The sequence below is a fragment of the Actinoplanes sp. NPDC051859 genome, from assembly GCF_044452725.1.
Lineage (GTDB): Bacteria > Actinomycetota > Actinomycetes > Mycobacteriales > Micromonosporaceae > Actinoplanes.
This window is the reverse complement of sequence record NZ_JBITBX010000015.1, coordinates 17,388-39,196: the sequence shown is the minus strand read 5'-3', so window position 1 is coordinate 39,196 and position 21,809 is coordinate 17,388. Positions and strand designations below refer to the sequence as shown.

At 67.9% G+C, this 21,809-nt stretch carries 20 protein-coding genes and 1 tRNA gene; 3 read left to right on the top strand and 18 right to left on the bottom strand.

Annotation, left to right across the window (positions count from 1 at the left end; translation table 11 throughout):
• The first annotated feature begins 18 nt into the window (after positions 1–18).
• Positions 19–762, top strand: coding sequence for an EAL domain-containing protein (locus ACIA1L_RS29090; protein WP_396076190.1), 744 nt, complete (start codon positions 19–21; stop codon positions 760–762).
• Positions 763–1,220: 458 nt separating this feature from the next.
• Here ACIA1L_RS29090 and ACIA1L_RS29085 read toward each other — a convergent pair whose 3' ends face one another.
• The 3 genes from ACIA1L_RS29085 to ACIA1L_RS29075 form a co-directional block, all read right to left on the bottom strand.
• The gene (locus ACIA1L_RS29085; protein ID WP_396076189.1) at positions 1,221–1,514 is read right to left on the bottom strand and encodes a helix-turn-helix domain-containing protein; all 294 of its coding nucleotides are present in this window, start codon (positions 1,512–1,514) and stop codon (positions 1,221–1,223) included.
• A gap of 645 nt (positions 1,515–2,159) precedes the next feature.
• Entirely contained in the window at positions 2,160–3,224 is a 1,065-nt protein-coding gene (locus ACIA1L_RS29080; RefSeq protein ID WP_396076188.1) for a hypothetical protein, read from the bottom strand.
• Between the two features lie 385 nt (positions 3,225–3,609).
• Positions 3,610–4,560 (bottom strand): tyrosine-type recombinase/integrase, encoded by a 951-nt coding sequence (locus ACIA1L_RS29075; protein WP_396076187.1) that lies wholly within the window; start codon positions 4,558–4,560, stop codon positions 3,610–3,612.
• A gap of 609 nt (positions 4,561–5,169) precedes the next feature.
• Between ACIA1L_RS29075 and ACIA1L_RS29070 the strand changes: the two genes are divergently transcribed.
• A complete protein-coding gene (locus ACIA1L_RS29070; RefSeq protein ID WP_396076186.1) occupies positions 5,170–6,165 on the top strand; it encodes a helix-turn-helix domain-containing protein in 996 nt (331 codons plus the stop codon).
• Positions 6,166–6,273: 108 nt separating this feature from the next.
• Here ACIA1L_RS29070 and ACIA1L_RS29065 read toward each other — a convergent pair whose 3' ends face one another.
• From ACIA1L_RS29065 to ACIA1L_RS29030, 8 genes are all read right to left on the bottom strand, one after another.
• Positions 6,274–7,236, bottom strand: coding sequence for a tyrosine-type recombinase/integrase (locus ACIA1L_RS29065; RefSeq protein WP_396076185.1), 963 nt, complete (start codon positions 7,234–7,236; stop codon positions 6,274–6,276).
• Between the two features lie 116 nt (positions 7,237–7,352).
• Positions 7,353–7,426, bottom strand: a tRNA-Pro gene (locus ACIA1L_RS29060).
• A 105-nt stretch (positions 7,427–7,531) separates the two neighbouring features.
• Complete coding sequence (gene der / locus ACIA1L_RS29055; RefSeq protein ID WP_396076184.1) at positions 7,532–8,959, bottom strand: ribosome biogenesis GTPase Der; 1,428 nt, start codon at positions 8,957–8,959, stop codon at positions 7,532–7,534.
• Positions 8,956–9,636 (bottom strand): (d)CMP kinase, encoded by a 681-nt coding sequence (gene cmk / locus ACIA1L_RS29050; RefSeq protein WP_396076183.1) that lies wholly within the window; start codon positions 9,634–9,636, stop codon positions 8,956–8,958. Before cmk ends, der begins: the two co-directional genes overlap by 4 nt.
• Positions 9,637–9,850: 214 nt before the next feature.
• Positions 9,851–10,588, bottom strand: a complete 738-nt coding sequence (locus ACIA1L_RS29045) for an alpha/beta fold hydrolase (RefSeq protein WP_396076182.1) — start codon at positions 10,586–10,588, stop codon at positions 9,851–9,853.
• Positions 10,589–10,592: 4 nt separating this feature from the next.
• Positions 10,593–11,351: a pseudouridine synthase gene (locus ACIA1L_RS29040; protein ID WP_396076181.1), complete on the bottom strand. Its 759-nt coding sequence runs from the start codon at positions 11,349–11,351 to the stop codon at positions 10,593–10,595.
• Positions 11,320–12,351, bottom strand: coding sequence for an SMC-Scp complex subunit ScpB (gene scpB, locus ACIA1L_RS29035; protein WP_396076261.1), 1,032 nt, complete (start codon positions 12,349–12,351; stop codon positions 11,320–11,322). Before scpB ends, ACIA1L_RS29040 begins: the two co-directional genes overlap by 32 nt.
• Positions 12,352–12,653: 302 nt before the next feature.
• The gene (locus ACIA1L_RS29030; protein WP_396076260.1) at positions 12,654–13,913 is read right to left on the bottom strand and encodes a segregation and condensation protein A; all 1,260 of its coding nucleotides are present in this window, start codon (positions 13,911–13,913) and stop codon (positions 12,654–12,656) included.
• Between the two features lie 230 nt (positions 13,914–14,143).
• On the opposite strand from ACIA1L_RS29030, the gene ACIA1L_RS29025 reads away from it, so the two are divergent.
• Positions 14,144–14,971, top strand: coding sequence for a DUF72 domain-containing protein (locus ACIA1L_RS29025; RefSeq protein WP_396076259.1), 828 nt, complete (start codon positions 14,144–14,146; stop codon positions 14,969–14,971).
• Between the two features lie 15 nt (positions 14,972–14,986).
• Here the strand turns inward: ACIA1L_RS29025 and ACIA1L_RS29020 are convergent, their stop codons facing one another.
• From ACIA1L_RS29020 to ACIA1L_RS28990, 7 genes are all read right to left on the bottom strand, one after another.
• On the bottom strand, positions 14,987–15,658 hold the full coding sequence (locus ACIA1L_RS29020) for a hypothetical protein (RefSeq protein WP_396076180.1): 672 nt from the start codon (positions 15,656–15,658) through the stop codon (positions 14,987–14,989).
• A gap of 1 nt (position 15,659) precedes the next feature.
• Positions 15,660–16,592: a ParA family protein gene (locus tag ACIA1L_RS29015; protein ID WP_396076179.1), complete on the bottom strand. Its 933-nt coding sequence runs from the start codon at positions 16,590–16,592 to the stop codon at positions 15,660–15,662.
• A 113-nt stretch (positions 16,593–16,705) separates the two neighbouring features.
• Positions 16,706–17,620, bottom strand: a complete 915-nt coding sequence (locus ACIA1L_RS29010; protein WP_396076178.1) for a site-specific tyrosine recombinase XerD — start codon at positions 17,618–17,620, stop codon at positions 16,706–16,708.
• A gap of 11 nt (positions 17,621–17,631) precedes the next feature.
• Positions 17,632–18,747: an alanine dehydrogenase gene (gene ald, locus ACIA1L_RS29005; RefSeq protein ID WP_396076177.1), complete on the bottom strand. Its 1,116-nt coding sequence runs from the start codon at positions 18,745–18,747 to the stop codon at positions 17,632–17,634.
• Positions 18,748–18,956: 209 nt separating this feature from the next.
• On the bottom strand, positions 18,957–19,136 hold the full coding sequence (locus ACIA1L_RS29000) for a hypothetical protein (RefSeq protein WP_396076176.1): 180 nt from the start codon (positions 19,134–19,136) through the stop codon (positions 18,957–18,959).
• Between the two features lie 247 nt (positions 19,137–19,383).
• Positions 19,384–19,983: an NUDIX domain-containing protein gene (locus tag ACIA1L_RS28995; RefSeq protein ID WP_396076175.1), complete on the bottom strand. Its 600-nt coding sequence runs from the start codon at positions 19,981–19,983 to the stop codon at positions 19,384–19,386.
• Entirely contained in the window at positions 19,980–21,704 is a 1,725-nt protein-coding gene (locus ACIA1L_RS28990; RefSeq protein ID WP_396076174.1) for a CTP synthase, read from the bottom strand. The genes ACIA1L_RS28995 and ACIA1L_RS28990 overlap by 4 nt, the downstream gene beginning before the upstream one ends.
• Positions 21,705–21,809: the final 105 nt, after the last annotated feature.

Sequence of the window (21,809 nt, the reverse complement as noted above, 5' to 3'; positions counted from 1 at the left end):
CGGCCGACTCAGGAGGTTGTGACAGTCGCGCAGCTTCCCTCGCCCGCCACCCAGGCCGTCCGCGACGTGCTGCGCGAGCGCGCACTGCAAATCGCGTTCCAGCCGATCGTCCAGCTCGAGGACGGCAGAGTGAACGGCTACGAAGCCCTCGCCCGCTTCGACCGCCGCCACTTCGCCAACCCCGCCGAGGCGTTCGCGGCGGCCGAGTCAGCGGGTCTCGGTGTCGACCTGGAGATCCTCGCCATCGACCAAGCGCTGCTGCGCCTCGGTGACCTGCCCCACGGTGCGTGGCTCAGCCTCAACGCCTCCGTCGACGCACTGCTCGACCCGCGCACCATCTCCCTACTGTTGGCCCACGCCCGGCACGGCCTGACCGTCGAACTCACCGAACGCACCCCGGTCGCCGACTACACCGCCCTGCGGGAGGTCATGGACCTGCTCCGCGCCGCCAGCATCAAGGTCGCGATCGATGACGCCGGGTCCGGCTTCGCCAACCTCACCCAGATCCTGCAGATCCAACCCGACATCATCAAACTCGACATCTTCCTCACCCGCGACATCGACCAAGACCCCGTCCGCATCGCCCTGGCCCGCGCCCTGTTCACCTTCGCCGAGAGCATCGGCGCGATGCTAGTCGCCGAAGGCATCGAAACGTACTCCGAGCACGCCCAACTAATGGCCCTCGGAGTCCGCCACGGCCAGGGCTACTACATCGCTAAGCCCGGACCCCTGCCGAGCCGCCACATCGAACCCCTGCTGTAGGCCCAACGGCGACCCGGCTGCCGAAGTACCGGAGCGTTACCTCGTCGACGGCGGTCACCTGCGGTGCCGTCGCTAGGTCTTCGGCGCTCTGCAGACAGCGCGATTTCGCTCCCAGTCAGGAACTCGCGGAATCTCAGAATTAGAGGGTGAGCGACCACGACGATCCACTATGGGACATCGGTCTCACGCCGGGCCAAGCGCGGTACATGGACTCGACCTGCCGCGAGCCTGACCTAGTGCTAAGCGTTGGCGCCCCGGCGGATATGCGCGGACACCTCTGGCCCCCCGCTCCAGCGGTGGGCCACAGCGGTACGGAGTTAGCGGGGGGCCGCGGCTCTAAGCCTTCAGACGGTACAATGGAGGTCGTTACGCTTAGCCGGACCGGAACTGCCTCGCTGTCGCGAACGAGGAGCGTTGACCCCCTCATCACCGCTTGTGGAGTTCGCAGCGCTCGATGTTCACCTGGACCGCTTCCGCTGCATCCGCTGGATCACCTTCGCCCGCTCCGCGTCATATTGCTGAGCCGATATGGGCGTCACGGTGTGGTCCCGGAGTACCTTCTCGATCTGCTCGGGCGTGAAGCGGCGCTTCCGGGCTATGTGGACGTGGTCCACGTCCTCGTTGCGGCACTGGTCGGCCAACCAGCGTGGCGTCACGCCCAGGATCGCGGCAGCCTCTTCCACGGTATAGGTGACTGGGCCATCCGGACGCCTATCTCGTGTTCCCGCGGCTGGCGACTTGCCCTCGGTCATGGTCCACCCTCCTAGCCAGTGAGCCAGCAGCCCTTCAGCGCTCACAGGTCAGCTGTTCCTCGGCCCACACCCGCGAGGGAGTCGCCCCTTGGCGCAATCGCTCGCCATCGAGCTGAGCCTGCATCCTCAGACTCGTTCAGTGAGCAGCCGACCGGAAGGTGGCATCCGGCAGCACGCGTCAGCACGGGTCCGGTCCCCCTTGGGGCGTTGCAGTCCAGGCGCGGCGTCTGCGAGAGGGGTAGCCGAGGGGCCTCGGAAGTTAAGGCCGCTACTGACCGGCGAACAGCGCCCGGGAAGGCGAGTCTGATGTGATTTAGGTCACGGAGTCGGGAGAGATCCCAGGATCTATGCCACTGGCTGACCTTGGGAGTGATCGGCTTCCAAGGTGGTTTTCCCAGCTCAGAGACATGCCACCTGATCTTGGTCGAAAAGTCGGTGATTCTGAGTGACCACCTTGAGATCGCCCGGTGTGAGCATTGTGTGAGCAAAAAAAATCGCATCGCTCTCCGTCGATGGAGAACGATGCGTTTGCCCAGCTCATCAAGGGTGGAGCTGAGGGGACTCGAACCCCTGACCCCCACACTGCCAGTGTGGTGCACTACAGGCCCAACGACGACGTACCAGTCGCCGATTGAGGCGTCAACGTCACATCAGCTGATCGCGTGAGGCGCTTGCTCGTTCGCGAACCGCCTTGCAGAACTGCATGTCGATCGCCTCTTGGTCGTCTCGATCATCGATATACTCGCCGTACAACGTGCGGCAGCCTTCGATCCCGGCGAGCAGATCCTCGAGCAAGTCGTGAGCGGGCCGGCGAGGATCTAGCGGGGTGAGCCGCACCGGTGTTGCCGTGCCGTCCTCACCCTCGGGTCGACCGCCATGGTGAACGAGCAAAGCGCCAAGATCAGGCGCGAAGCCGTCGGCGACTTGCATCGCGTCCGACACCATCTGCGGCACGATCGTGAAGGCGTTGTTGCCGCCACCGAATCGCTCGAGAACCTCGTTGGGAGTCGTGATCGGCAGCGCCTCGATCCCGGCCGCCTCGCTCAACACCCTGGCCGCATGCATGCCCGATTTGTCGGCAGCGACGGCGGCGGCCGCCTTGAGCCAATGCGCGGCAGCAACAGACGCCGAGACCGGGTCGAGCTCCAGGAGGAGTTGATCGCTGCTCAACGGGTTTCGCGCCAGCATCGAGTCGGCCGCAGCGACCTGCATCGGGCTCGCAGCGGCGCGACTCAACGCCACCGCCTGCACTGCCCGCCCGCTCAAGTCGTCTCGTGCTGCCGACTCGACCGCACTAATCTCCGCGACAATATCGTCGACGACCGCCTTCGTCAGCTCCACGTCAGCGAACTCCCGAAGTGCCCGGCCCACCCGATGAGCGGACTCCTCGACCTGGTCGTAGCTGACTATCAGCAAGCGGTCATCGCCGGGTACGTTCGGCTCCCTGACGGCAGTGATCACTTCTGCGAAGGCCTCCCGGGGCAGTTGCCGCTGCCGGCCATCCGTGTTGATCTCTCGGTCCGAGGCGAAGCTGGCAGGGTGGGTATAGCAACGCCACAGCGACTCGGAGAGGAGGGTCAATGTGGCTGCAAGCTGCTCTCTCGCCGCCGCGGTGCCAGCAAGCTTGCCCACCACTGCCGCGCGCTGTCCTCGTCCGGTCGCCCAGATCCGAAGCAAATTTGTGTCCTGATCGATGGCGTAACTGGTCACCGTGAGTTCCTCCCATATAGCGGACGTTGCAGGTTTCATCCTCGATTGAGGCGCCGATAACATCGCCTCCTATAGACCGATGGGTGGGGCGCGGAATTTCTCGAACCGCATCAGTCGTTGTCTCGCCCAGCCCGCGCCCGCATCAACGCCGATCGCTCCGCGAGTTGCAGCATGTACGCGCGTCGCGCGTGACGTGCCATCGTCTTGCGAACCTCCGGCTCCAGCACTCCGAGAGGGTCGACCTGCTTCTCGAACCGCAGTAAGAACGACGTGGTCGCGGCGGCAGTACGGCCTTGCCGATCCGCGGTGTTCGCCCACGACGCGTGCGCAGCAATCCGTGCGCGTCTCGTCCGTTGCTTCGCGTTCAACGCCACATCGATTCCCTTCAGACTCGTTCGCCGATTCGTAGCCGCGCATGGGTCAGTTGAGCCCGTTCGGCGGCCGCCGACGCGCCATACCGGCGCGGCATATCGTCCGACGACCACCCCATCACCACCATCAGATCCCCGGTGTCGCCGCCGGCGAGCTTCCATTCGTGCGCGAAGTTGTGTCGCCAGCGGTGCGCGTGAACGTTGGCGACCCCGGCCTGCTCACCCCGCCGCCTCAACATCAGCTTGATGCCGTTCGCGGCCAGCGGCATGTCCCCTCGCTCCGGCAGCCACACCGCCGGCACGTCTGAGCCTCGACGTCGACTCCGTGCCCGCAGATAGCGGCTCAAAGCCCGCCCCGCCTTCGGCCCGAACCTCACCCGGCGGTCCTTCATGCCTTTGCCGTGGAACAGCAGCGTGTCGACGTTGAGGTCCACATCATCCAGTTGCAGCCCGGCCACCTCGGACAACCGCGCCCCGGTGTTGTAGAGGACCCTGATGATGGCTTCGTCGCGCAGCGACAAGAAGTCTGCGGCCCTACATGTGGCGAGGATCTTGGCAGTGTCCTCGTCGCCGAGGATCGGGATCAGCGGCTGGGTGGTCTTCGGCTGCTTCACCCGCTCCAGCGGGGACCGCTCGATGTCTTCCTCCTCGGCCAGCCACTTGAAGAACTGCTGCAGCCCTTTGTGCTTGTTCAGCGCCGTCGACGCCGAGCGTGTTCGCACCATCCATGCCTGGAACTCCTCGACGTGGCCGCGCTGCACCTCGACGGGATCGTTCGCGGCCTCGTGGGCGACCAGACGCTCCGCCTCGGCGATGAGGAACCGGTCGAACTGGGCGACCGCGAGCAGGTAGTTGTAGCGAGTCGTCTCGGGATAGTTGCCGCTGCGCAGGGTGCGGTCCCAGTCCCGGCCGTAGTCAGACCAGATAGCGGCAACGCCATGGAAGACTTTCCGCAGATCCAGCACGACATCACCCCCACGCCGGTACGGCCAGCAAGCCCTCGACTCGATCAAGGAAGACGAACCGCAGGTTCGCGGTCCGCCCCTTGATCCTCGGCGCTGGAACGACTCTGCGGGAAGTCGGCATCTGTCAGCATCCGTCAGCATCCGTGATCGAACCCGGCCAAGCTCGGCCCGGATCAGGCGGTGGCTGACAACCATCTGGTCCCGGCTGCCGGAGCAGCGACAAGCGGGACGACCGTCGTGAGGGCGACGACGATACCCCGCACTCGGGAACTCACAACGGCACGAATCATGACACTGCGGCGAGAGTCCCTACTGCTATCAGCACCGCCCGTCTCGGACAGATCCCTTTACTACATGCAAGGACACGTAGGACGGCCCGCCGACAGTCCAGGTCCCGTTGCCGAATGAGCGACCATCTGCCTGCGGCCTCAGGCTCATGACCCCTGCCACTAGGGCCTCAAGAATCCAGGCCGTCCAGCAGGGGTGATGGCCTGTCCCGCCCACCATCCCCGGAGCGCCCCTCAATATCGACAAACTTGGCGTGTTGCGCAAGCGCTCAATGAGCGCTAGCTTTCTGCGAGTACTCGATGAGCGCTCACAGGAGGCCTCGTGTCGTCGACACCGCCCGCCGGCCCTGTCCGCAGACGCCGTGCCGAACTCTCGCTCACCCAACAAGAGGCCGCGAGACGAGCCGACGTCTCGGTCGCCACCTGGCGCCGCCTGGAAGCCGCCACCGACCTGACCGGGTTCAAACCCGACAACATCAGAGGCTTCGCGCGTGCACTACGCCTCGGTATGGCCGACTTCCAGCAGCTGATGGGATCAGCAACGGCGGGCGCCGACACGGAGGAAGACAAGCTTGTCGTGTACTTCAACGCCGCCTTCACCGGCGACCCGCTCACCGCAGCCGATGCCATGGCACTGAGCAACACGGTCGTCTTCTCCGACTTCGCACCGATGAAGAACAAGAAGTTCCAGGTCCAACACGCCCTCGGCTGCGGCTTCCCCGCCTTCCTCAAAGGCGAAGCCTCCATCAGGGAGGTGGACCTGCTTCGTGATCTGCCCGACTTTGCGCTGACCCAGGTGAACAACCACTGGCTGGTACGCATGGGGGAACGCATCATGCGCGTCGGTCACGAACTCGGTGAAGGCCGCATCCCCCGTCCTGTATGCCTCGCTGACGAGTACGCCCTGTCCATCGTCATCGTGAACACCGACCCACCTAGTGTCGGCGACGTCCTCGACATGTACCCGGGCCTGCACGACCGCGAGCATCTTCCGCCGGGCTACTGGGAGCAGGAAGACAGCGGGGAACTGATCTGGGATTGGCGTGACCGGATGCTGGGTGCGCTATTGCCTCCGGAGGAGGCTCACAACTACCGCCGACATGACCTGCTGATGATGGAGCACTACGGCCAAGGTGTGTACGACACCGCCGATCCCCGTCACCCGCTGCGCTGGTTCAACCGCGATGACACTCGCGAGCAGTACGAGTCGGCCCTTGCCTATGTTCGGCTCTCCGAAGAGGAACAAGATTCCCACGCCAGAGAGGCGCTCCAGCGCGTCGACGCGTACCTGTTTCCTCATCCCGAACCGCGGGACTGACAGGCGCATGCCACCGCCGGTGCCGTTAGTCGTGGTGCCTGCCTTTGAGCAACGGATCACCCGGCCGGGCGCATCACCCGTGAGGCGATGCCCCCGGCCGGAGGCCGGTCAGACGTTCTCGCCGATGCCCATCCGAACTTGAAGTTCCTGTGCCCGCTCCGCGGCAGCGCTCGCCCCGTAGCGGCGGGGCATGTCCTCCGATGCCCAGCCGAGCAGCAGCATCAGGTCGCCGGTGTTGCCGCCGGCCTTGTGCCATTCATGGGCGAAGTTGTGGCGCCACCGGTGTGCGTGGGTGCCGGAAACTCCGGCGGCGGCGCCGCGGCGTTTGAGCATCAGCTTGATGCCGTTCGGCGACAACGGCTTGCTGCCTTTCTCTGCCACCCACAGCTGCGGTACGTCGGCGGCGCCTTTACGTTTCGCGCGGGCCCGCAGATAGCGGGCGATTGTGCGGGAGGTCTTCGGGCCAAACCGCACCCTCCGGTCCTTGGCGCCTTTGCCGTGCAGGTGGACCGACTCGGTGTTCATGTCCAGGTCGGTCAGCAAAAGATTGCCGATCTCCGACAGCCGGGCGCCGGTGTTGTAGTACAGCCGGATCAGCGCCTCGTCCCGCAACGCCATGAACGTCTTGCCCTTGGTGCCGTCGAGCAGTTTCTTTGTGTCGTCGTCGCCCATGATCGGCACGAGTTTCTGCGGGGTTTGCGGCTGCTTCACCCGCTCCATCGGTGAGCGGTCGATCTCGTCTTCTTCGAGGAGGTACTTGAAGAACTGCTGCAGGCTCTTGTGCTTGTTCAATGCGGTGGACGCCGATCGGGTCTCGATCATCCATGCTTGGAACGACTCGATGTGCGCCTTGGTCACCAAGGTCGGATCTTGTCCGGCGTCATCCGCATCCGGGTCCGGTGACTCCGCGGCCAGATATTTCGCTAATTGGGCGGCGGCCAGAAGGTAGTTGTAGCGGGTCGTCTCCGGGTGATTCCCGGCCCGCAGGGCGCGGTCCCAGTCGCGTAGGAAGCCGGCCCAGTCGCCCTTCTCCAGGCCGTCACACAGTCGGTCGAGCTCCAGTAGGGGCATCTCTCGTCACCTGCCGAGTCAAGGGGTCTACAAGCGGCGTGCTCGATCCCGGTGACGTCGTCAGACACGAAAAAGGGGCCTCCGCAAGTCTCTGACCTGCGAAAACCCCTTCGCTGTCGGGCTGACAGGATTTGAACCTGCGACCCCTTGACCCCCAGTCAAGTGCGCTACCAAGCTGCGCTACAGCCCGATGCCACGCCCCAAGAACCAACCCCAGCGCGCGGCAACACCGTTACCCTACCCCAGACCCCGAACCCGGCCTCCACCGGCATGCCGGATCGCGATCCGGGAGCGGTCAGCCGTGCGCCTTGCCCCGCCCACCGGGCCCAAGCTGCTTACGGGGCCGCACAGCCACCTCGACCGGGCTGCCTTCGAACCCGAATTCTTCCCGCAGCTTCCGCTCGATGAACCGCTGGTAGCCCGCATCGAACTGTCCGGTCGTGAACAGCACGATCCGCGGCGGCGCCACCCCGGCCTGCGTCGCGAAGAGCACCCGCGGCGCGCGGCCGCCTCGCACCGGGTGGGGGGTGGCCTGCGTCAGGGCGGTCAGCCATTGGTTCAGCGCTCCGGTGGGGATGCGCTTTTCCCAGCTGGCGAGTGCCCGGCGGATGGCGGGGGCGAGTTTGTCGACGGCGCGGCCGGTTTTGGCGGAGATGTTGACGCGGATGGCCCAGGGGATGCGCTTGAGCTCTCGGTCGATCTCTTTGTCGAGGTAGAAGCGGCGGTCGGCGTCGACCAGGTCCCACTTGTTGAAGGCGATGACCAGCGCTCGGCCGGCTTCGACGACTTGGGTGAGGACGCGTTGGTCCTGCTCGCTGATGACTTCGCCGGCGTCGAGGAGCACGACGGCGACCTCGGCGGCTTCGACTGCTCCTGCGGTGCGCAGGGAGGCGTAGTACTCGGTGCCGGATGCCTGGTTGACGCGTTTGCGGAGGCCGGCGGTGTCGACGAACTGCCAGACTTCGCCGTCCATTTCGACCAGGCTGTCGACCGGGTCGACGGTGGTGCCGGCGACCGAGTCGACGACCGCGCGTTCTTCGCGGGCGACCCGGTTGAGCAGGGACGACTTGCCGACGTTGGGGCGGCCGACGAGGGCGACGCGGCGCGGGCCGCGGGGGCCGCCCTCGATGATGGGCGGGGCTGGGGGCACGGCAGCGAGGATGGCGTCGAGCAGGTCGCCGGAGCCGCGACCGTGCAGGGCCGAGATGGGGAAGGGTTCGCCGAGGCCGAGCGACCACAGCGAGGTGGCTTCGACCTCGATGGCCTGGTTGTCGGCCTTGTTCGCTACGAGGATGACCGGTTTGGCGCTGCGGCGCAGCATCCGGACGGCCTTCTCGTCCATGTCGGTGGCGCCGACAGTGGCGTCGACGACGAAGACCACCACGTCGGCGGTCTGGACGGCGATCTCGGCCTGGGCGGCGATGGCGGCGGCGCGGTCGCGGGCGTCGGGTTCCCAGCCGCCGGTGTCGACGACGGTGAAGCGGCGGCCGTTCCACTGGGCGTCGTAGGGCACGCGGTCGCGGGTGACGCCCGGGACGTCTTCGACGACGGCCTGGCGCCGGCCAATGATCCGGTTGACCAGCGTCGACTTGCCGACGTTGGGGCGGCCGACGATGGCGACGACCGGCTGGGGGCCGGTGTTGTCGTCGGTTTCCGACGCGGCGGTGCCGTCGGAGAAGGTCACTTCGTCGAACTCGGAGAGGTCGACGGGCATGTCGTTCACGAACTCACCTTGCTGTTGAGCATGTCGAGGAGCCGGTTCACGACGTCGTCGATCCCCAGGCCGGTGGTGTCCAGCTCCCTCGCGTCGGCGGCCTGCTTGAGCGGGTCGGTCGCGCGGGTGGAGTCGAGCTTGTCGCGGCGGGCCAGGTCGGCCTCGGTGGCGGCGATGTCGGTGGCGTCTTCGGCGCTGCGGCGCTGGGCGCGCGCCGCCGCGGACGCGGTGAGGTAGACCTTGAGGTCGGCGTCCGGCGCCACGACGGAGGCGATGTCACGGCCTTCGACGACGATGCGCGGGGCGCCAGAGATGATGTCCTGCTGGAACTGCACCAGCATGGCGCGTACCTGCGGGATCGCCGCGACGGCCGAGACCGCGCCGGTGACCTCGGGGCCGCGGATGGCCGCGTCGACGTCGGTGCCGTTGGCTTCGAAGTGCGGTGCGAGCGGGTCGGTGCCGATGGAGAGGTCGGTCTCCATGGCGACCTTCAGCACGGAGTCGGTGTCAGCCAGGTCGACGCCGGACTGCAGCACCGACCAGGTGATCGCCCGGTACATGGCGCCGGTGTCGAGATAGACGCCGTCGATCGCCGTCGCGAGACGCCGGGAAACGGTGGATTTGCCCGATCCGGAGGGGCCGTCGACGGCCACCACACACCGCTCGGGCCGTGCTACTTGCGCCACCGTTACCTCCACCATCTCCGAAGACGAACCTCACCATTGTGCCCGGTCGCCCGGACGGAACAACGGCGGTGGTCCTGCCGGTCGTCATCCGCCGGCACATCCGATAAGTACGGCGCCACAAAACCCCCGTCAGGGCCAGTCCACCACCACCCACCACACCCGGCCGCGCCGCCGGCACCGACTCCCACCAGGCACCAACGCACACACCCGGCAGTTATGCCCCTAGGGCGGAAAGCAGCGTCCCGCCCAGCCCCGGACTCGCCACATGGGCGTTATGCCCCACCCCCGGTAGCGTGACAACCGGCACACCGAACCCGGCCAGCTGCGCGTCCGAGTTCATCGGATCGTGCTCGCCCCGCGCCAATGTCACCGTCGCTGAACAGCCCGCGATCAGCCCCGCCATGTCTGGCGCCCCGACGCCGAAGGCTCGGCCGTCCAGAGCGAGCCGCCATCGCCCGCCTTCCTGGTGCAGGCCCGCGTCCACTGCCGGATCGCCGGGTTCGAGCAGACCGGCGAGCCCGGACACTTTCAGATACCGCGCGGCGGCCTCGTCCCGCGAGTCGAACCAGGTCACCGGCCGGCTGGCGAGCCCCCGTGCCCGATCCAACTCGTCGGCGCTCCAGGCGACCTTGATGCCCAGCCCCACCACGGCGGTCACCGAGGTCTGCGCGGCCACCGTCAGCGCGACCACACCGCCGAGCGAGTGCCCGAGCACCGCCGTCCGCCCCGGCTCCACCAGCGGTTGCACGGCGGCAGCCAACGCCTCGAACGTGTACTCCGCGAGTGGCCCGGACCCGCCGTGCCCGGGCAGGTCCGGAGCGACCCAGCGGCCGGGCCAGCGCTCGGCGAGCACGGATTCCCATCCGGCCCACACGTCACCGGTCGCGCCCAGACCGTGCAGCAGGAGCAGCAGGGGTTCGCCCGTGCCGCCGCCGGTCACCCGCAGGGTCATCGGACTACTCGCCGACGGTCTTGAAGAGGGCGCCGATCTCGGCCATCGACAGGTGCCGGAAGCCGCCGGGTCGCAGGTCGCCAAGCCGGATCGGCCCCACCGCCGTACGGATCAGTCGGGAGACCGGGTGGCCGACCTCGTCCATCATCCGCCGTACGATGTGTTTGCGCCCCTCGTGCAGGGTGAGCTCCACCTGCGCGGTCTTGCCGATCGCGTCGACGAGCTTGAACGCGTCCACCTTCGCCGGCCCGTCTTCGAGCTCGATTCCGGCGAGCAGCCGCCGGCCGACGTTGCGCGGCAGCGGCCCGGCGACCTCGGCCAGGTAGGTCTTCGCCACTCCGAAGGAGGGGTGCATGAGCTTGTGCGCGAGCGTGCCGTCATTGGTGAGCAGCAGCAGGCCTTCGCTGTCCGCGTCGAGCCGGCCGACGTGGAAGATGCGCTGCTCGAACATGCCGAGGAAGTCGGCCAGCTCGTTGCGCCCCTTCTCGTCGTCCATGCTGGAGACGACGCCGCGCGGCTTGTTCATGGCCAGGTAGACCAGCTTGGTGTCGGTGATGATCCGCTGCCCGTCGACGTGGATCTCCGCCGTCGCCGGGTCGACTTTGTCACCGAGCGTCGCCACTCGACCATTGACGGTCACCCGCCGGCGGAAGATCAGGTCTTCGCAGGCGCGCCGGGATCCGACTCCGGCGGTCGCCAGAATCTTCTGCAGCCGCACGGAGTTGTCCGGATCAGCCTGAGGCATCGAGCACTTCTTCCACATCGTCGGGCAGGAACGGCGCCAGCGGCGGCAACTGGTCGACCGAGTTGAGTCCGAGCTTCTCGAGGAACAGCGCCGTAGTTCGATACAGGAATGCCCCGGTCTCGCCCTCAACGCCGCATTCCTCGATGAGGCCGCGCGTCACCAGGGTACGCATCACGCCATCACAGTTCACACCGCGGATAGCCGAGATGCGCGACCTCGTCACCGGCTGCTTATATGCGACCACAGCCAGCGTTTCCAGCGCCGCCTGCGTCAACCGCACCGACTGCCCGTCCAACACGAACCGCTCGACATACTCGGCGTACTCAGGCCGCGTGTACAGCCGCCAACCCCCGGCCGCCCGCCGCAGGTCAAACCCGTGCCCTGCCGCCGTATACCGCGCAGAAATGTCCTCCAGCATCGCGGCGACCCGCTCGGTCGGCTGCTCCACGATCTGCGCCAACTGCATCTCGGCGACCGGCTCGTCCACCACGAGCAAAATCGCCTCCAACGCCGCCCGCAACTCGCCCTCATCGAGCGGCTTGAGCTCTACCTCTTCTTCGGTACGCGTCGACGCGCCCCCAACAGCACCACCCCCGCGCCCGCCCCGACGGCCCTGCGCAGGTATCCCGGAAGCAGCTTCCTCCGGGACCGGCTCCACCTGGCCGGCCTCCTGCGCACCCGAGACCGCATCCATCGCCTCGGCCCGCGCTTCACCAACCTCGTCAGGCGCCGTTCCCTCCACCGGCACCGGCGCATCCACCATCGCCGCCGGCTCAGCAGCCTGCCAAGCACCATCCGCAAAAGCGTCGGGCACGCTCAGCTCAGCCTCGTCGCCAGTGGCAGTCCGCCCGCCTCCGAATTCGCCGACCGCCTGCTCGGCTCCCGCCTCCGCAGCCTCCCGCTCGACGCCTGCCTCGCTCTCGGCGGGCACGTGCTGGGTTTCCTCTTCGGCAGCCGCCTGCTCCCCTGTCGCCTCAAACTCAACAGCCGACCGCTCGGCTCCCGCCTGCTCGCTCATCGCCTCCGGCGCGACAGCCGCTTGCTCATCCGTCGGCACAAGGTCGCCCACAGGCTGCTCGTCCGTAGCCTCAAGCTCGGCGGGTGCCCGCTCGTCCTCATGCTCATCGGCCGCAACGTGGGGCGCATCAACAACCGCAACCTCGTCCTCCGCGGCCTGCTCCAGGTCGTCCGCGGCCGACTCCGCCTCGGCCTCGGCACGACGAGCGGCGGCATAGGCGGGATCCGGCGGACGCTGCGGCCGTTCCCAGGGCGGAACCCACGACGCCGCCTGCGCAGCCAGGGATTCGGGGCGCTCGTCCGTCATCGCATGTCCTCTTCCGATGGAACTTCCGGCCCGGCTTCCGCCCACGGACCGTCCTGGTCGCCGTCTTCCACACGCACGCCGCCGTCGTCCTCCGAGACCGCACCAGCATCGTCTCCACCGACCAGCGCCTCATCGTCATCCGAGACCGCCACACTGTCGTCCCCCACAACCAGCGCCTCATCGTCATCCGAGGCCGCCACAACGTCCGCTCCGGCGGCGAGCGCCGCGTCTTCGTCGGGGTCGAGGTCGAGGTCGGCGGGTTCGGAAACGGCGGGTTCGGGAACGGCGGGTTCGGTGTCGGGGTCGGCGGTGTCAAGGTCGAGGTCGAGGTCGGCGGGTTCGGCGGTGTCGGGGTCGGTGGCGGCAGTGTCGGGTTCGGGTGGGGTGCCCTCGTAGTCGTCGATGTCGAGCTCGCCGCCGGCTGCGGCCCCGCCGATCCAGCGGATCGTCAGTTCGTCCAGGGAAACCGGCTGCTCGAAGTCGACCAGGCCCTCCCGGTACAGCTCGAGCAGTGCGAGGAAGCGGGCGACGACTTCGAGGGTGCTCTCGCAGTCGGCGACGAGCAGGCTGAAGGTCGAGGTGCCGGCGCGCCGGAGGCGTTCTCTAATCAGGTTGGCGTGCTCGCGGACGCTGACTCGCACCTGGTGGATGTGCGCGATCGACACCTCGGGCGGCGCCGGTTTCGGCGTGAACTGCTTGAGTGCCAGCTTGAACATGCGCTCCGGACCGATGCCGAGCACGAGTTCGGGGAGCGCTTCGGCGTACCGAAGCTCGAGGGAGACCGCGCGGGGCCAGCGCCGCGCGCCCATCGTTTCCAGCTCGGCCAGATGGGCCGCGGCTTCTTTGAAGGCTTTGTATTGCAGGAGCCGCGCGAAGAGCAGGTCGCGGGCTTCGAGGAGGGCGAGATCTTCCTCGTCTTCCACCTCGGCGGAGGGCAGCAGCCGGGCCGCTTTGAGGTCGAGCAGGGTGGCTGCGATGAGGAGGAACTCGCTGGCCTCGCCGAGGTCCCAGTCGTCGCCCATCCCGCGGATGTAGGCGATGAAGTCATCGGTGACCTGGTGCAGCGCCACCTCGGTGACGTCGAGCTTGTGCTTGCCGATGAGCTGGAGCAGCAGGTCGAACGGCCCGGTGAAGTTGGTCAGCCGCACGGTGAATCCGCCGCTACCCTCCGCAGCCTCCTCGTCGACGAGGGTCGCGACGGCCCCGCCCTCCCCCGAAACACCTGGGAGCGGCATCGCAGCGGAGGGATGCGCCATGGCAGGCGTGGCAGGACCGGGCTCTTCAGGCACGTGCTGACCGTAGACCACAGGTCCGACAAGCTGTTCCCGGCTCACTGCACAACCCCCACAACCGTCGCGAACAGCCTCTTAGGGGTCAAACGCCGCGAAGCCTCACCGGTGACTGAGTTTGATCAAGACGGGGGGAGAATCGGCGTTTTCCATCGGAGTAAGGAGGTCACGCGGTGCGTCTGCACGTCGGGTGCGCGATGTGGAGTCTGAAGTCCTGGCAGGGTCGATTCCTGCCGCATCCACAGCCGGCGCACGAGCGCTTGCGGTCCTACGCAGGCTGGTGCGACGCGGTCGAGGGCAACACCACCTTTTATGCGACGCCGGCCCGGGAGACCGTGGCTACCTGGGCGGCGCAGACCGGCCCGGACTTCCGGTTCGTGGTGAAACTGCCCCGGACGATCACCCATGACCGGCGCCTGACCGGCGTTGACGAACAGTTGCGGGCCTTCCTGCATGCTATTGAGCCGCTTGGCCCCCGCGCGCACGCCCTGTGGATCCAATTGCCGGGCTCATTCACTCCCGCCGACATACCGACTCTGGCCGGCTTTCTGCGCCGGCTTCCCCCTTCTCATCGGTACGCCGTCGAGGTCCGCCACCAGGACTTCTTCGCCGATCCCCGGGCGACCGGAGCGCTCGAGGATGCGCTAGCCACCGTGGACGCCGAGTGGATCCCGTTCGACACGACCGCGTTCTTCCGCACGCCGCCGACCAGCGACGCTGAGCGCGATGCCTGGACGAAGAAGCCGCGCATGCCGCGGCGCGCGGTGGCGCTGACCGATCGCCCGATCGTGCGCTACCTGGGGCGGGATGCAACCGACGAGACTGTCGCAGGTTGGCAGCCGTGGGTCCGCACCGTTGCCGGGTGGCTGCGCGAGGGTCGCACGCCGACGGTGTTCATCCATACCCCCGACAACGCCGATGCTCCGGAACTGGCCCGCAGGTTTCACGACGAGGTCCGCGCCCTCGTCCCCGCGCTTGCCCCCCTGCCGCAGCCCGAGCCTCAGGAGCCCCTGACCCTTTTCTAGTCACGCGCGAGGCGGTCAGCCCCAGAGACGCAGGAAGAGCAGGCTCAGCGCGTCGAGAATGACCAGCAGCAGCGGGTATTCGAACGGGAAGAAACAGCAGATCAGCAGGACGAGGACGCCGATGTTCTTGTCCTCGAACCAGAGCCGCATCCACTGCATGCCTGAGCCAGGGTTGCGCAGCGCCGACCACAACGCGCCGAAGCCGTCGAGTGGCGGGATGGGGATCAGCGCCAGCAGGCCGAAGGCCAGGAACCCGCCGGCGAACGACAGCAGCACCTGGTCGACCATGGACGACACGGGCACGCCGCGCAGCAGGTCCACCATGGTGGCGAAGCTGAGGACGTTGACGTCGGTGCTGAGGGCGTACCCGAGAAAGAAGAGCTGGGCCACGAGGAGGCAGGACAGCGGGCCGGCGAGGAAGACCGCGGCGGCGCGGCCTCGGCCGCGCCAGCGCGGCACCTCGTCGACCGAGACGATTTTGCCCCAGCCCATGCCGCCGATGGCGGCAGCGACCGCGCCGAACGGGTCGATGTCTTCGCGCAGCCGCGGGCCGAGCTTTTCCCCACGCTGAGTGAGGCCGAGGGTACGGGCCGTCAGTCGAATCGCGAAGGCGCGCACGAGGAGCGCGAGCAGGAAGGCGACGACCAGCGCAGCGAATGCGACCGGTTCGCCGAGGGCGAAGAGCAATCTAGCCTCGTTCCGCCTTGGCGGCGATGACCTCGCGGGCGAGCTGCCGGTAGTTGCGGGCACCCGACGACGCCGGGTCCAGGGTGGTGATCGGCGCCCCGGCCACGGTGGACTCGGGGAACTTCACCGTCTTGGTGATGACCGTCTGGTAGACCTTGTCGCCGAACGCCTCCACGACGCGCTGCAGCACCTGGCGGCAGTGGGTGGTACGGCTGTCGTACATGGTCGCCAGGATGCCTTCGAGCTCGAGGTCGAAGTTGAGGCGTTCGCGGACCTTGTCGATGGTGTCGAGCAGCAGGGCGACACCACGCAGGCTGAAGAACTCGCATTCCAGCGGGATGAGCACGCCGTGGGCGATCGTCAGCGCGTTGATCGCCAGCAGGCCCAGCGAGGGCTGGCAGTCGATCAGGATGAAGTCGTATTCCTTGCGGACGCTGCGCAGGACCCGGGCCAGCGCCATCTCGCGGGCGACCTCGTTGACCAGCTGGATTTCCGCCGCGGACAGGTCGATGTTGGCGGGCAGCAGGTGCAGACCGGCCACGTCGGACTTGATGATGACGTCCTCGGCGGTGACATCGTCCTGCATCAGCAGGTTGTAGATGCTCAAATCGAGGTTGTGCGGGTTGACGCCCAGGCCGACCGAGCAGGCGCCCTGCGGGTCGAAGTCGACGAGGAGGACCTTGCGGCCGTACTCGGCGAGCGCTGCGCCCAGGTTGATCGTCGTCGTGGTCTTGCCGACGCCGCCCTTCTGATTGGCGAGGGCGATGATCCGCGCCGGGCCGTGCCGGTCGGTCGGCATGGGCTCGGGGATCGGGCGGCGCATGGTGTAGGCCGTGGGGTCGGCCGGGCCGAGGTCGGCACCCAGATCAAGGGAACTCTGCTGTTCCCGCAGGGCCGAGGTCCATGCCTCGGCGCGCTCGCCGTTACCCGCCATGCCTCTGTAGCCCCCTATCGACCCGCAGCCGGAGCCGAAAGCCGACTGTACGCCACGCGAGGGGGTGATCCCGGGTCACCCGTACGGCGTGTCGTGCACTGGTGGCCCAACGCTCAACGAGCGCGCGGGTGCGCGGTCGCGTACACCTCGCGCAATCGGTCCACAGTCACCAGCGTGTAGACCTGTGTGGTGGTCACCGAGGCGTGTCCGAGGAGCTCCTGCACGACCCGGACGTCCGCGCCGCCGTCGAGCAGGTGGGTCGCGTACGAATGGCGCAAGGTATGGGGTGACACGGCGTGCGTACCCTCGACCGGCAGCCCGGCGGCTTCGGCGGCGCGGTGCAGGATCGTCCAGGCACTTTGCCGGGACAGCGCTCCCCCACGCGCGTTGAGGAACACTGCCGGCGTGCCTTTGCCGGCGGCGATCAGGGTGGGACGGCCTCGAACGAGATAGGCGTCCAATGCGGCCCGCGCGTAGGAGCCGAGCGGTACGAGCCGGGTGCGGCCGCCCTTGCCGCGCAACGTGACGACCTCGGAGTCCACGTCGTCCACGGCCAGCCCGACGGCCTCGGAGATCCGCGCGCCGGTGCCGTACAGAAATTCGAGGAGGGCCCGGTCGCGCAGCGCGAGCGGCTCGTCGCCGATGACCGCGTCGAGGAGCCGGGTGATCTGATCGACGTCGAGGGCTTTCGGCAACCGCTTCGGCGGCGCGGGCGGCTTCACGTCCCGGCTCACATCGTCCGGGGCGATGCCCTCGCGGGCGGCGAAACGGTGCAGCCCGCGGACGGCGCTGACCGCGCGCGCCGCGGAGGACGTCGACAGCGCCGGGTGTTCCTCGGTGCCTTCGCGCAGCAGCACGAGGTGCCGGGCGAGGTCGGCGGGAGTGACCGCGGCCAGGTCGGTGACGCCGGCCGCGGTCAGTGACTCCAGATAGCGCTCCAGGTCTCGCCGATAGGAGGCGAGGGTGTTGCGGGACAGGCCGCGCTCGACCGTGAGGTGGTCAAGGTAGGTGGCGACGGCCTGCCGCAACGCTGGACTTGTCAGCTCAGGGCCTCGGCCAGCGTCAGCGCCGTCATGCCGTGGGCCTCGGCAACCGGGCCGTAGGTGACGTGGCCGGCGTGGGTGTTGAGGCCCAGAGCCAGCGCCGGGTCGGCCTTGACGGCGTCGCGCCAGCCGCGGTTCGCCAGCTCGAGGGCGTACGGCAGGGTGACGTTGGTCAGGGCGTACGTGCTGGTGTGCGGCACCGCGCCGGGCATGTTGGCGACGCAGTAGAACATCGACTCGTGCACCTTGTAGACCGGGTCGGCGTGCGTGGTGGGCCGCGAGTCCTCGAAGCAGCCGCCCTGGTCGATCGCGATGTCGACGAGCACGCTGCCCGGCTTCATCCGGGAGACCAGTTCGTTGGAGATCAGGTTCGGGGCCTTCGCACCGGGCACCAGCACCGCGCCGATCACCAGGTCGGCGTCGATCACGGCCTTCTCGATCTCGTACGCGTTCGACGCGATGGTCTGCAGGTGACCGCGGTAGTCGGCGTCCGCGGCCCGCAGGCGCGCGATGTTCTTGTCGAGCACCAGCACCTCAGCCTGCATGCCCAGGGCGATCGCCGCCGCGTTCATGCCGGAGACGCCGGCGCCGATGACGACGACCTTGGCCTGGTAGACGCCCGGGACACCGCCCATCAGCACGCCACGGCCACCGCCGGAACGCATGAGGTGGTAGGAGCCGACCTGCGGCGCGAGCCGCCCGGCGACCTCGGACATCGGGGCGAGCAGGGGCAGCGAGCGGTCGGGCAGCTCGACGGTCTCGTACGCGATGCCGGTGACCTTGCGGTCGATGAGCGCGTCGGTGCACTCCTTCGACGCGGCCAGGTGGAGGTAGGTGAACAGCACCTGCCCCTCGCGCATGCGCGGGTATTCCTCGGCGATGGGTTCCTTGACCTTCAGCACGAGGTCAGCGGTGCCCCACACGTCGTCGGCGGTGGCGAGGATCTTCGCGCCGGCGGCGACATAGTCCGCGTCGGCGATCGAGGATCCGGTGCCCGCACCGGCCTGCACGAAGACCTCGTGGCCCGCGCGGGTGAATTCGAAGACCCCCGCGGGCGTGATCGCCACACGGAACTCGTTGTTCTTTACTTCGCTCGGAATGCCGACCTTCACGAGTCGACACCGTCCTTTCCGGGAGAGACGTCGATGGCTCACACCCGAGACGGGCTGCTTCGCAGATTACCGTCCCACCAAACGGAAGATACTGCCGATTCGCAGGTCGAAGATCAAGAAGCGACGGTCCGCCCGATCCGGTGTTACTGCAGGGTAATAAGGGTGAGCAGCACCGCAGCGGGACAGATGTGATGCAGTGGTGGGCCACTTCACATAGTGGTGAGCGCCGCGGACAGGACAGCGAATGCCGCGAGCGCTCCCAGCGCGAAGATCGCCGTGCCGGCGAGCACCGCGGCCTTGAGTGTCGCGAAGTGCCGGACGACCACGTACGCCACCAGCGCGGCGAGCCACACGCCGACGATGAGGTAGATCAGCGCGAGGAAGCCCACTCCGACGATGAGGCCGGTGCCGACGGCGATCTACACCGCAGTGCGGCGGGGGAAGTCCGGCCGGATGACGAGAAAGGTCACCAGCCCGGTGACCAGGGCGAGAACGACGGCGATCACGATCAGGATGTCCACGGCAGGGATGGTGCCACCGGGCGACCCGGCCCGTGGAGTCCCGGCGGGGGTCCTGCACAGCTCCTTCACAAAAGGACCGCCGAGGGAAAACCTCGACGGTCCTTTTGGGCAAACGTCAGGCCAGCGGTGCGGTGTCGGCCGGGCGCAGCGTGGCCCAGCCGTCGTCGCGGGCACGGGCCGCGCTGAGCAGCCCGCCCACGGCCGGGGCGTTGGTGATCTCGCCGCGCAGCACCATGGCAACCGCCTCGTCGAGGTCCACCCAGCAGATCTCGATGTCGGCTTCCTCGTCCTTGCGGGCGTGCCGCTCGGCCTCCGGCACCGGCGACAACTCCCGCGCCAGGAAGATCCGAATCGTCTCCGCGCTGAAGCCCGGCGAGGTGTGCAGGTCGATCAGCAGGTCGAAGCGGCGGGCGATGATGTCGGCCTCCTCCGCCAACTCTCGCCCAGCCGTCACGGCAAGGTCCTCACCCGCGACGTCGCGCAGGCCGGCGGGCAATTCCCAGAGCTGCTGACCGACCGGGTGCCGGTACTGCTTGATCAGCGCTACCCGACCGACCTCGTCGAGCGCCACCACACCGACGGCGTTCTTGTTCACCACCACGTCGCGGTGGGCGGTCCCGCCCCCGGACATGGTCACCTCGTCGGTGTAGACCGAGAAGATCGGCCCGGCGTACCGCTCGACCCGCGACTTCGTCTCGTGCGTGAAGGCGCTCACGACGCTGTCACCGGGGCCTTGCCGGTGTCGGGGTCGGCCGAGGCAGCCACCTCGACCGGCAGCTCGTCCGCGGCGGCGTACGTGACGGCGGCCTTGACCAGCCCGTCGAAGAGCGGATGCGCCCGGGTGGGGCGGCTCTTGAGCTCGGGGTGCGCCTGGGTCGCCACGAAGTACGGGTGGGTGTCCCGGTCGAGTTCGATGAACTCGACGAGCCGCCCATCCGGCGACGTGCCGGAGAAGACCAGGCCGGACGCGGACAGCTTGTCCCGGTAGTCGTTGTTGACCTCGAAGCGGTGCCGGTGCCGCTCGGAGATCTCGGTGGCGCCGTAGGTCTCGGCGACCACCGAGCCCTCCTTGAGGGTCGCCGGCCAGGCACCGAGCCGCATCGTGCCGCCGAGGTCACCCTTGCCGGCCACGATGTCCTGCTGGTCGGCCATCGTGGAGATCACCGGGTGGGTGGCGTCCTCGGCGAACTCGGCCGAGTTGGCGCCGGCGAGACCGGCCAGGTGCCGGGCCGCGTCGATGGTCATGCACTGCAGGCCGAGGCAGATGCCGAGAATCGGGATCTGGTTCTCGCGGGCGAACTTCGAGGTGTTGACCTTGCCCTCGATGCCGCGCACCCCAAAGCCGCCGGGGATGACGATGCCGTCGACACCTTTGAGAGCCGCCGCCACACCGGCAGCCGTCTCGCAGTCGTCGCTGGGCACCCAGCGCAGCTGGACCTTGACGTTGTTGGCGAAGCCGGCCGCGCGGATCGCCTCACTCACCGACAGGTACGCGTCCGGCAGGTCGACGTACTTGCCGACCAGCGCGATGGTGATCGTCCGCTTCGGGTGGTGCACCCGCTCCAGCAGGTCGTCCCAGGTCGCCCAGTCGACGTCACGGAACGACAGACCCAGCCGGCGCACCACGTACGCATCGAGCCCGGCCGAGTGCAGCACCTTCGGGATGTCGTAGATGCTCGGCGCGTCCGGCGCCGCCACCACGGCCTCCCGGTCGACGTCGCAGTAGAGGGCCAGCTTGTGGCGCAGCTTCTCCGGGATCTCCCGGTCGCTGCGGCAGACCAGCGCGTCCGGCTGGATACCGATGTTGCGCAGCGCGGCCACCGAGTGCTGGGTCGGCTTGGTCTTGAGCTCGCCCGACGGCGCCAGGTACGGCACCAGCGACACGTGCAGGTAGAACACGTGGTCGCGGCCGATCTCGTGGCGCACCTGCCGGATCGCCTCGAGGAACGGCAGCGACTCCATGTCGCCGACCGTGCCGCCGACCTCGGTGATGACGACGTCCGGCACCCGGCCGAACTCGTCCGGGTCGGCCATGGCGAAGATCCGCGACTTGATCTCGTTGGTCACGTGCGGGATGACCTGCACGGTGTCGCCGAGGTATTCGCCGCGGCGTTCCTTGGCGATGACGGCCGAGTAGACCTGGCCGGTCGTGACGTTCGCCTTGCCGGACAGCGCCCGGTCCAGGAACCGCTCGTAGTGGCCGACGTCGAGGTCGGTCTCGGCCCCGTCCTCGGTCACGAAGACTTCCCCGTGCTGGAACGGGTTCATCGTGCCGGGGTCGACGTTGAGGTAGGGGTCCAGCTTCTGCATGACGACCCGCAGGCCGCGCGCGGTCAGCAGATTGCCGAGGCTGGAGGCGGTGAGGCCCTTGCCCAGCGAGGAGGCGACGCCTCCGGTGACGAAGATGTGCCGAGTCTCGCGCACTGTTGGTGCCAAGGCCTGCTCCCGTGGGTCCGGTCAGTTCGGTCGTGCAGACCGGCGAAGTTCGTTGTTCACGAACGCGCCATCCACGGGATTTCACAGTAACACCAACCGCGGCGG

What these genes read in the sequence shown, in the direction of transcription:
- ACIA1L_RS29030 (WP_396076260.1), bottom strand. Translation starts at nt 13,913, where the DNA reads ATGGCGCATCCCTCCGCTGCGATGCCGCTCCCAGGTGTTTCGGGGGAG.
- ACIA1L_RS29085 (WP_396076189.1), bottom strand. Translation starts at nt 1,514, where the DNA reads ATGACCGAGGGCAAGTCGCCAGCCGCGGGAACACGAGATAGGCGTCCG.
- ACIA1L_RS29025 (WP_396076259.1), top strand. Translation starts at nt 14,144, where the DNA reads ATGTGGAGTCTGAAGTCCTGGCAGGGTCGATTCCTGCCGCATCCACAG.
- ACIA1L_RS29065 (WP_396076185.1), bottom strand. Translation starts at nt 7,236, where the DNA reads ATGCCCCTACTGGAGCTCGACCGACTGTGTGACGGCCTGGAGAAGGGC.
- scpB (WP_396076261.1), bottom strand. Translation starts at nt 12,351, where the DNA reads ATGAGCGAGCAGGCGGGAGCCGAGCGGTCGGCTGTTGAGTTTGAGGCG.
- ACIA1L_RS29045 (WP_396076182.1), bottom strand. Translation starts at nt 10,588, where the DNA reads ATGACCCTGCGGGTGACCGGCGGCGGCACGGGCGAACCCCTGCTGCTC.
- ACIA1L_RS29015 (WP_396076179.1), bottom strand. Translation starts at nt 16,592, where the DNA reads ATGGCGGGTAACGGCGAGCGCGCCGAGGCATGGACCTCGGCCCTGCGG.
- ACIA1L_RS29040 (WP_396076181.1), bottom strand. Translation starts at nt 11,351, where the DNA reads ATGTGGAAGAAGTGCTCGATGCCTCAGGCTGATCCGGACAACTCCGTG.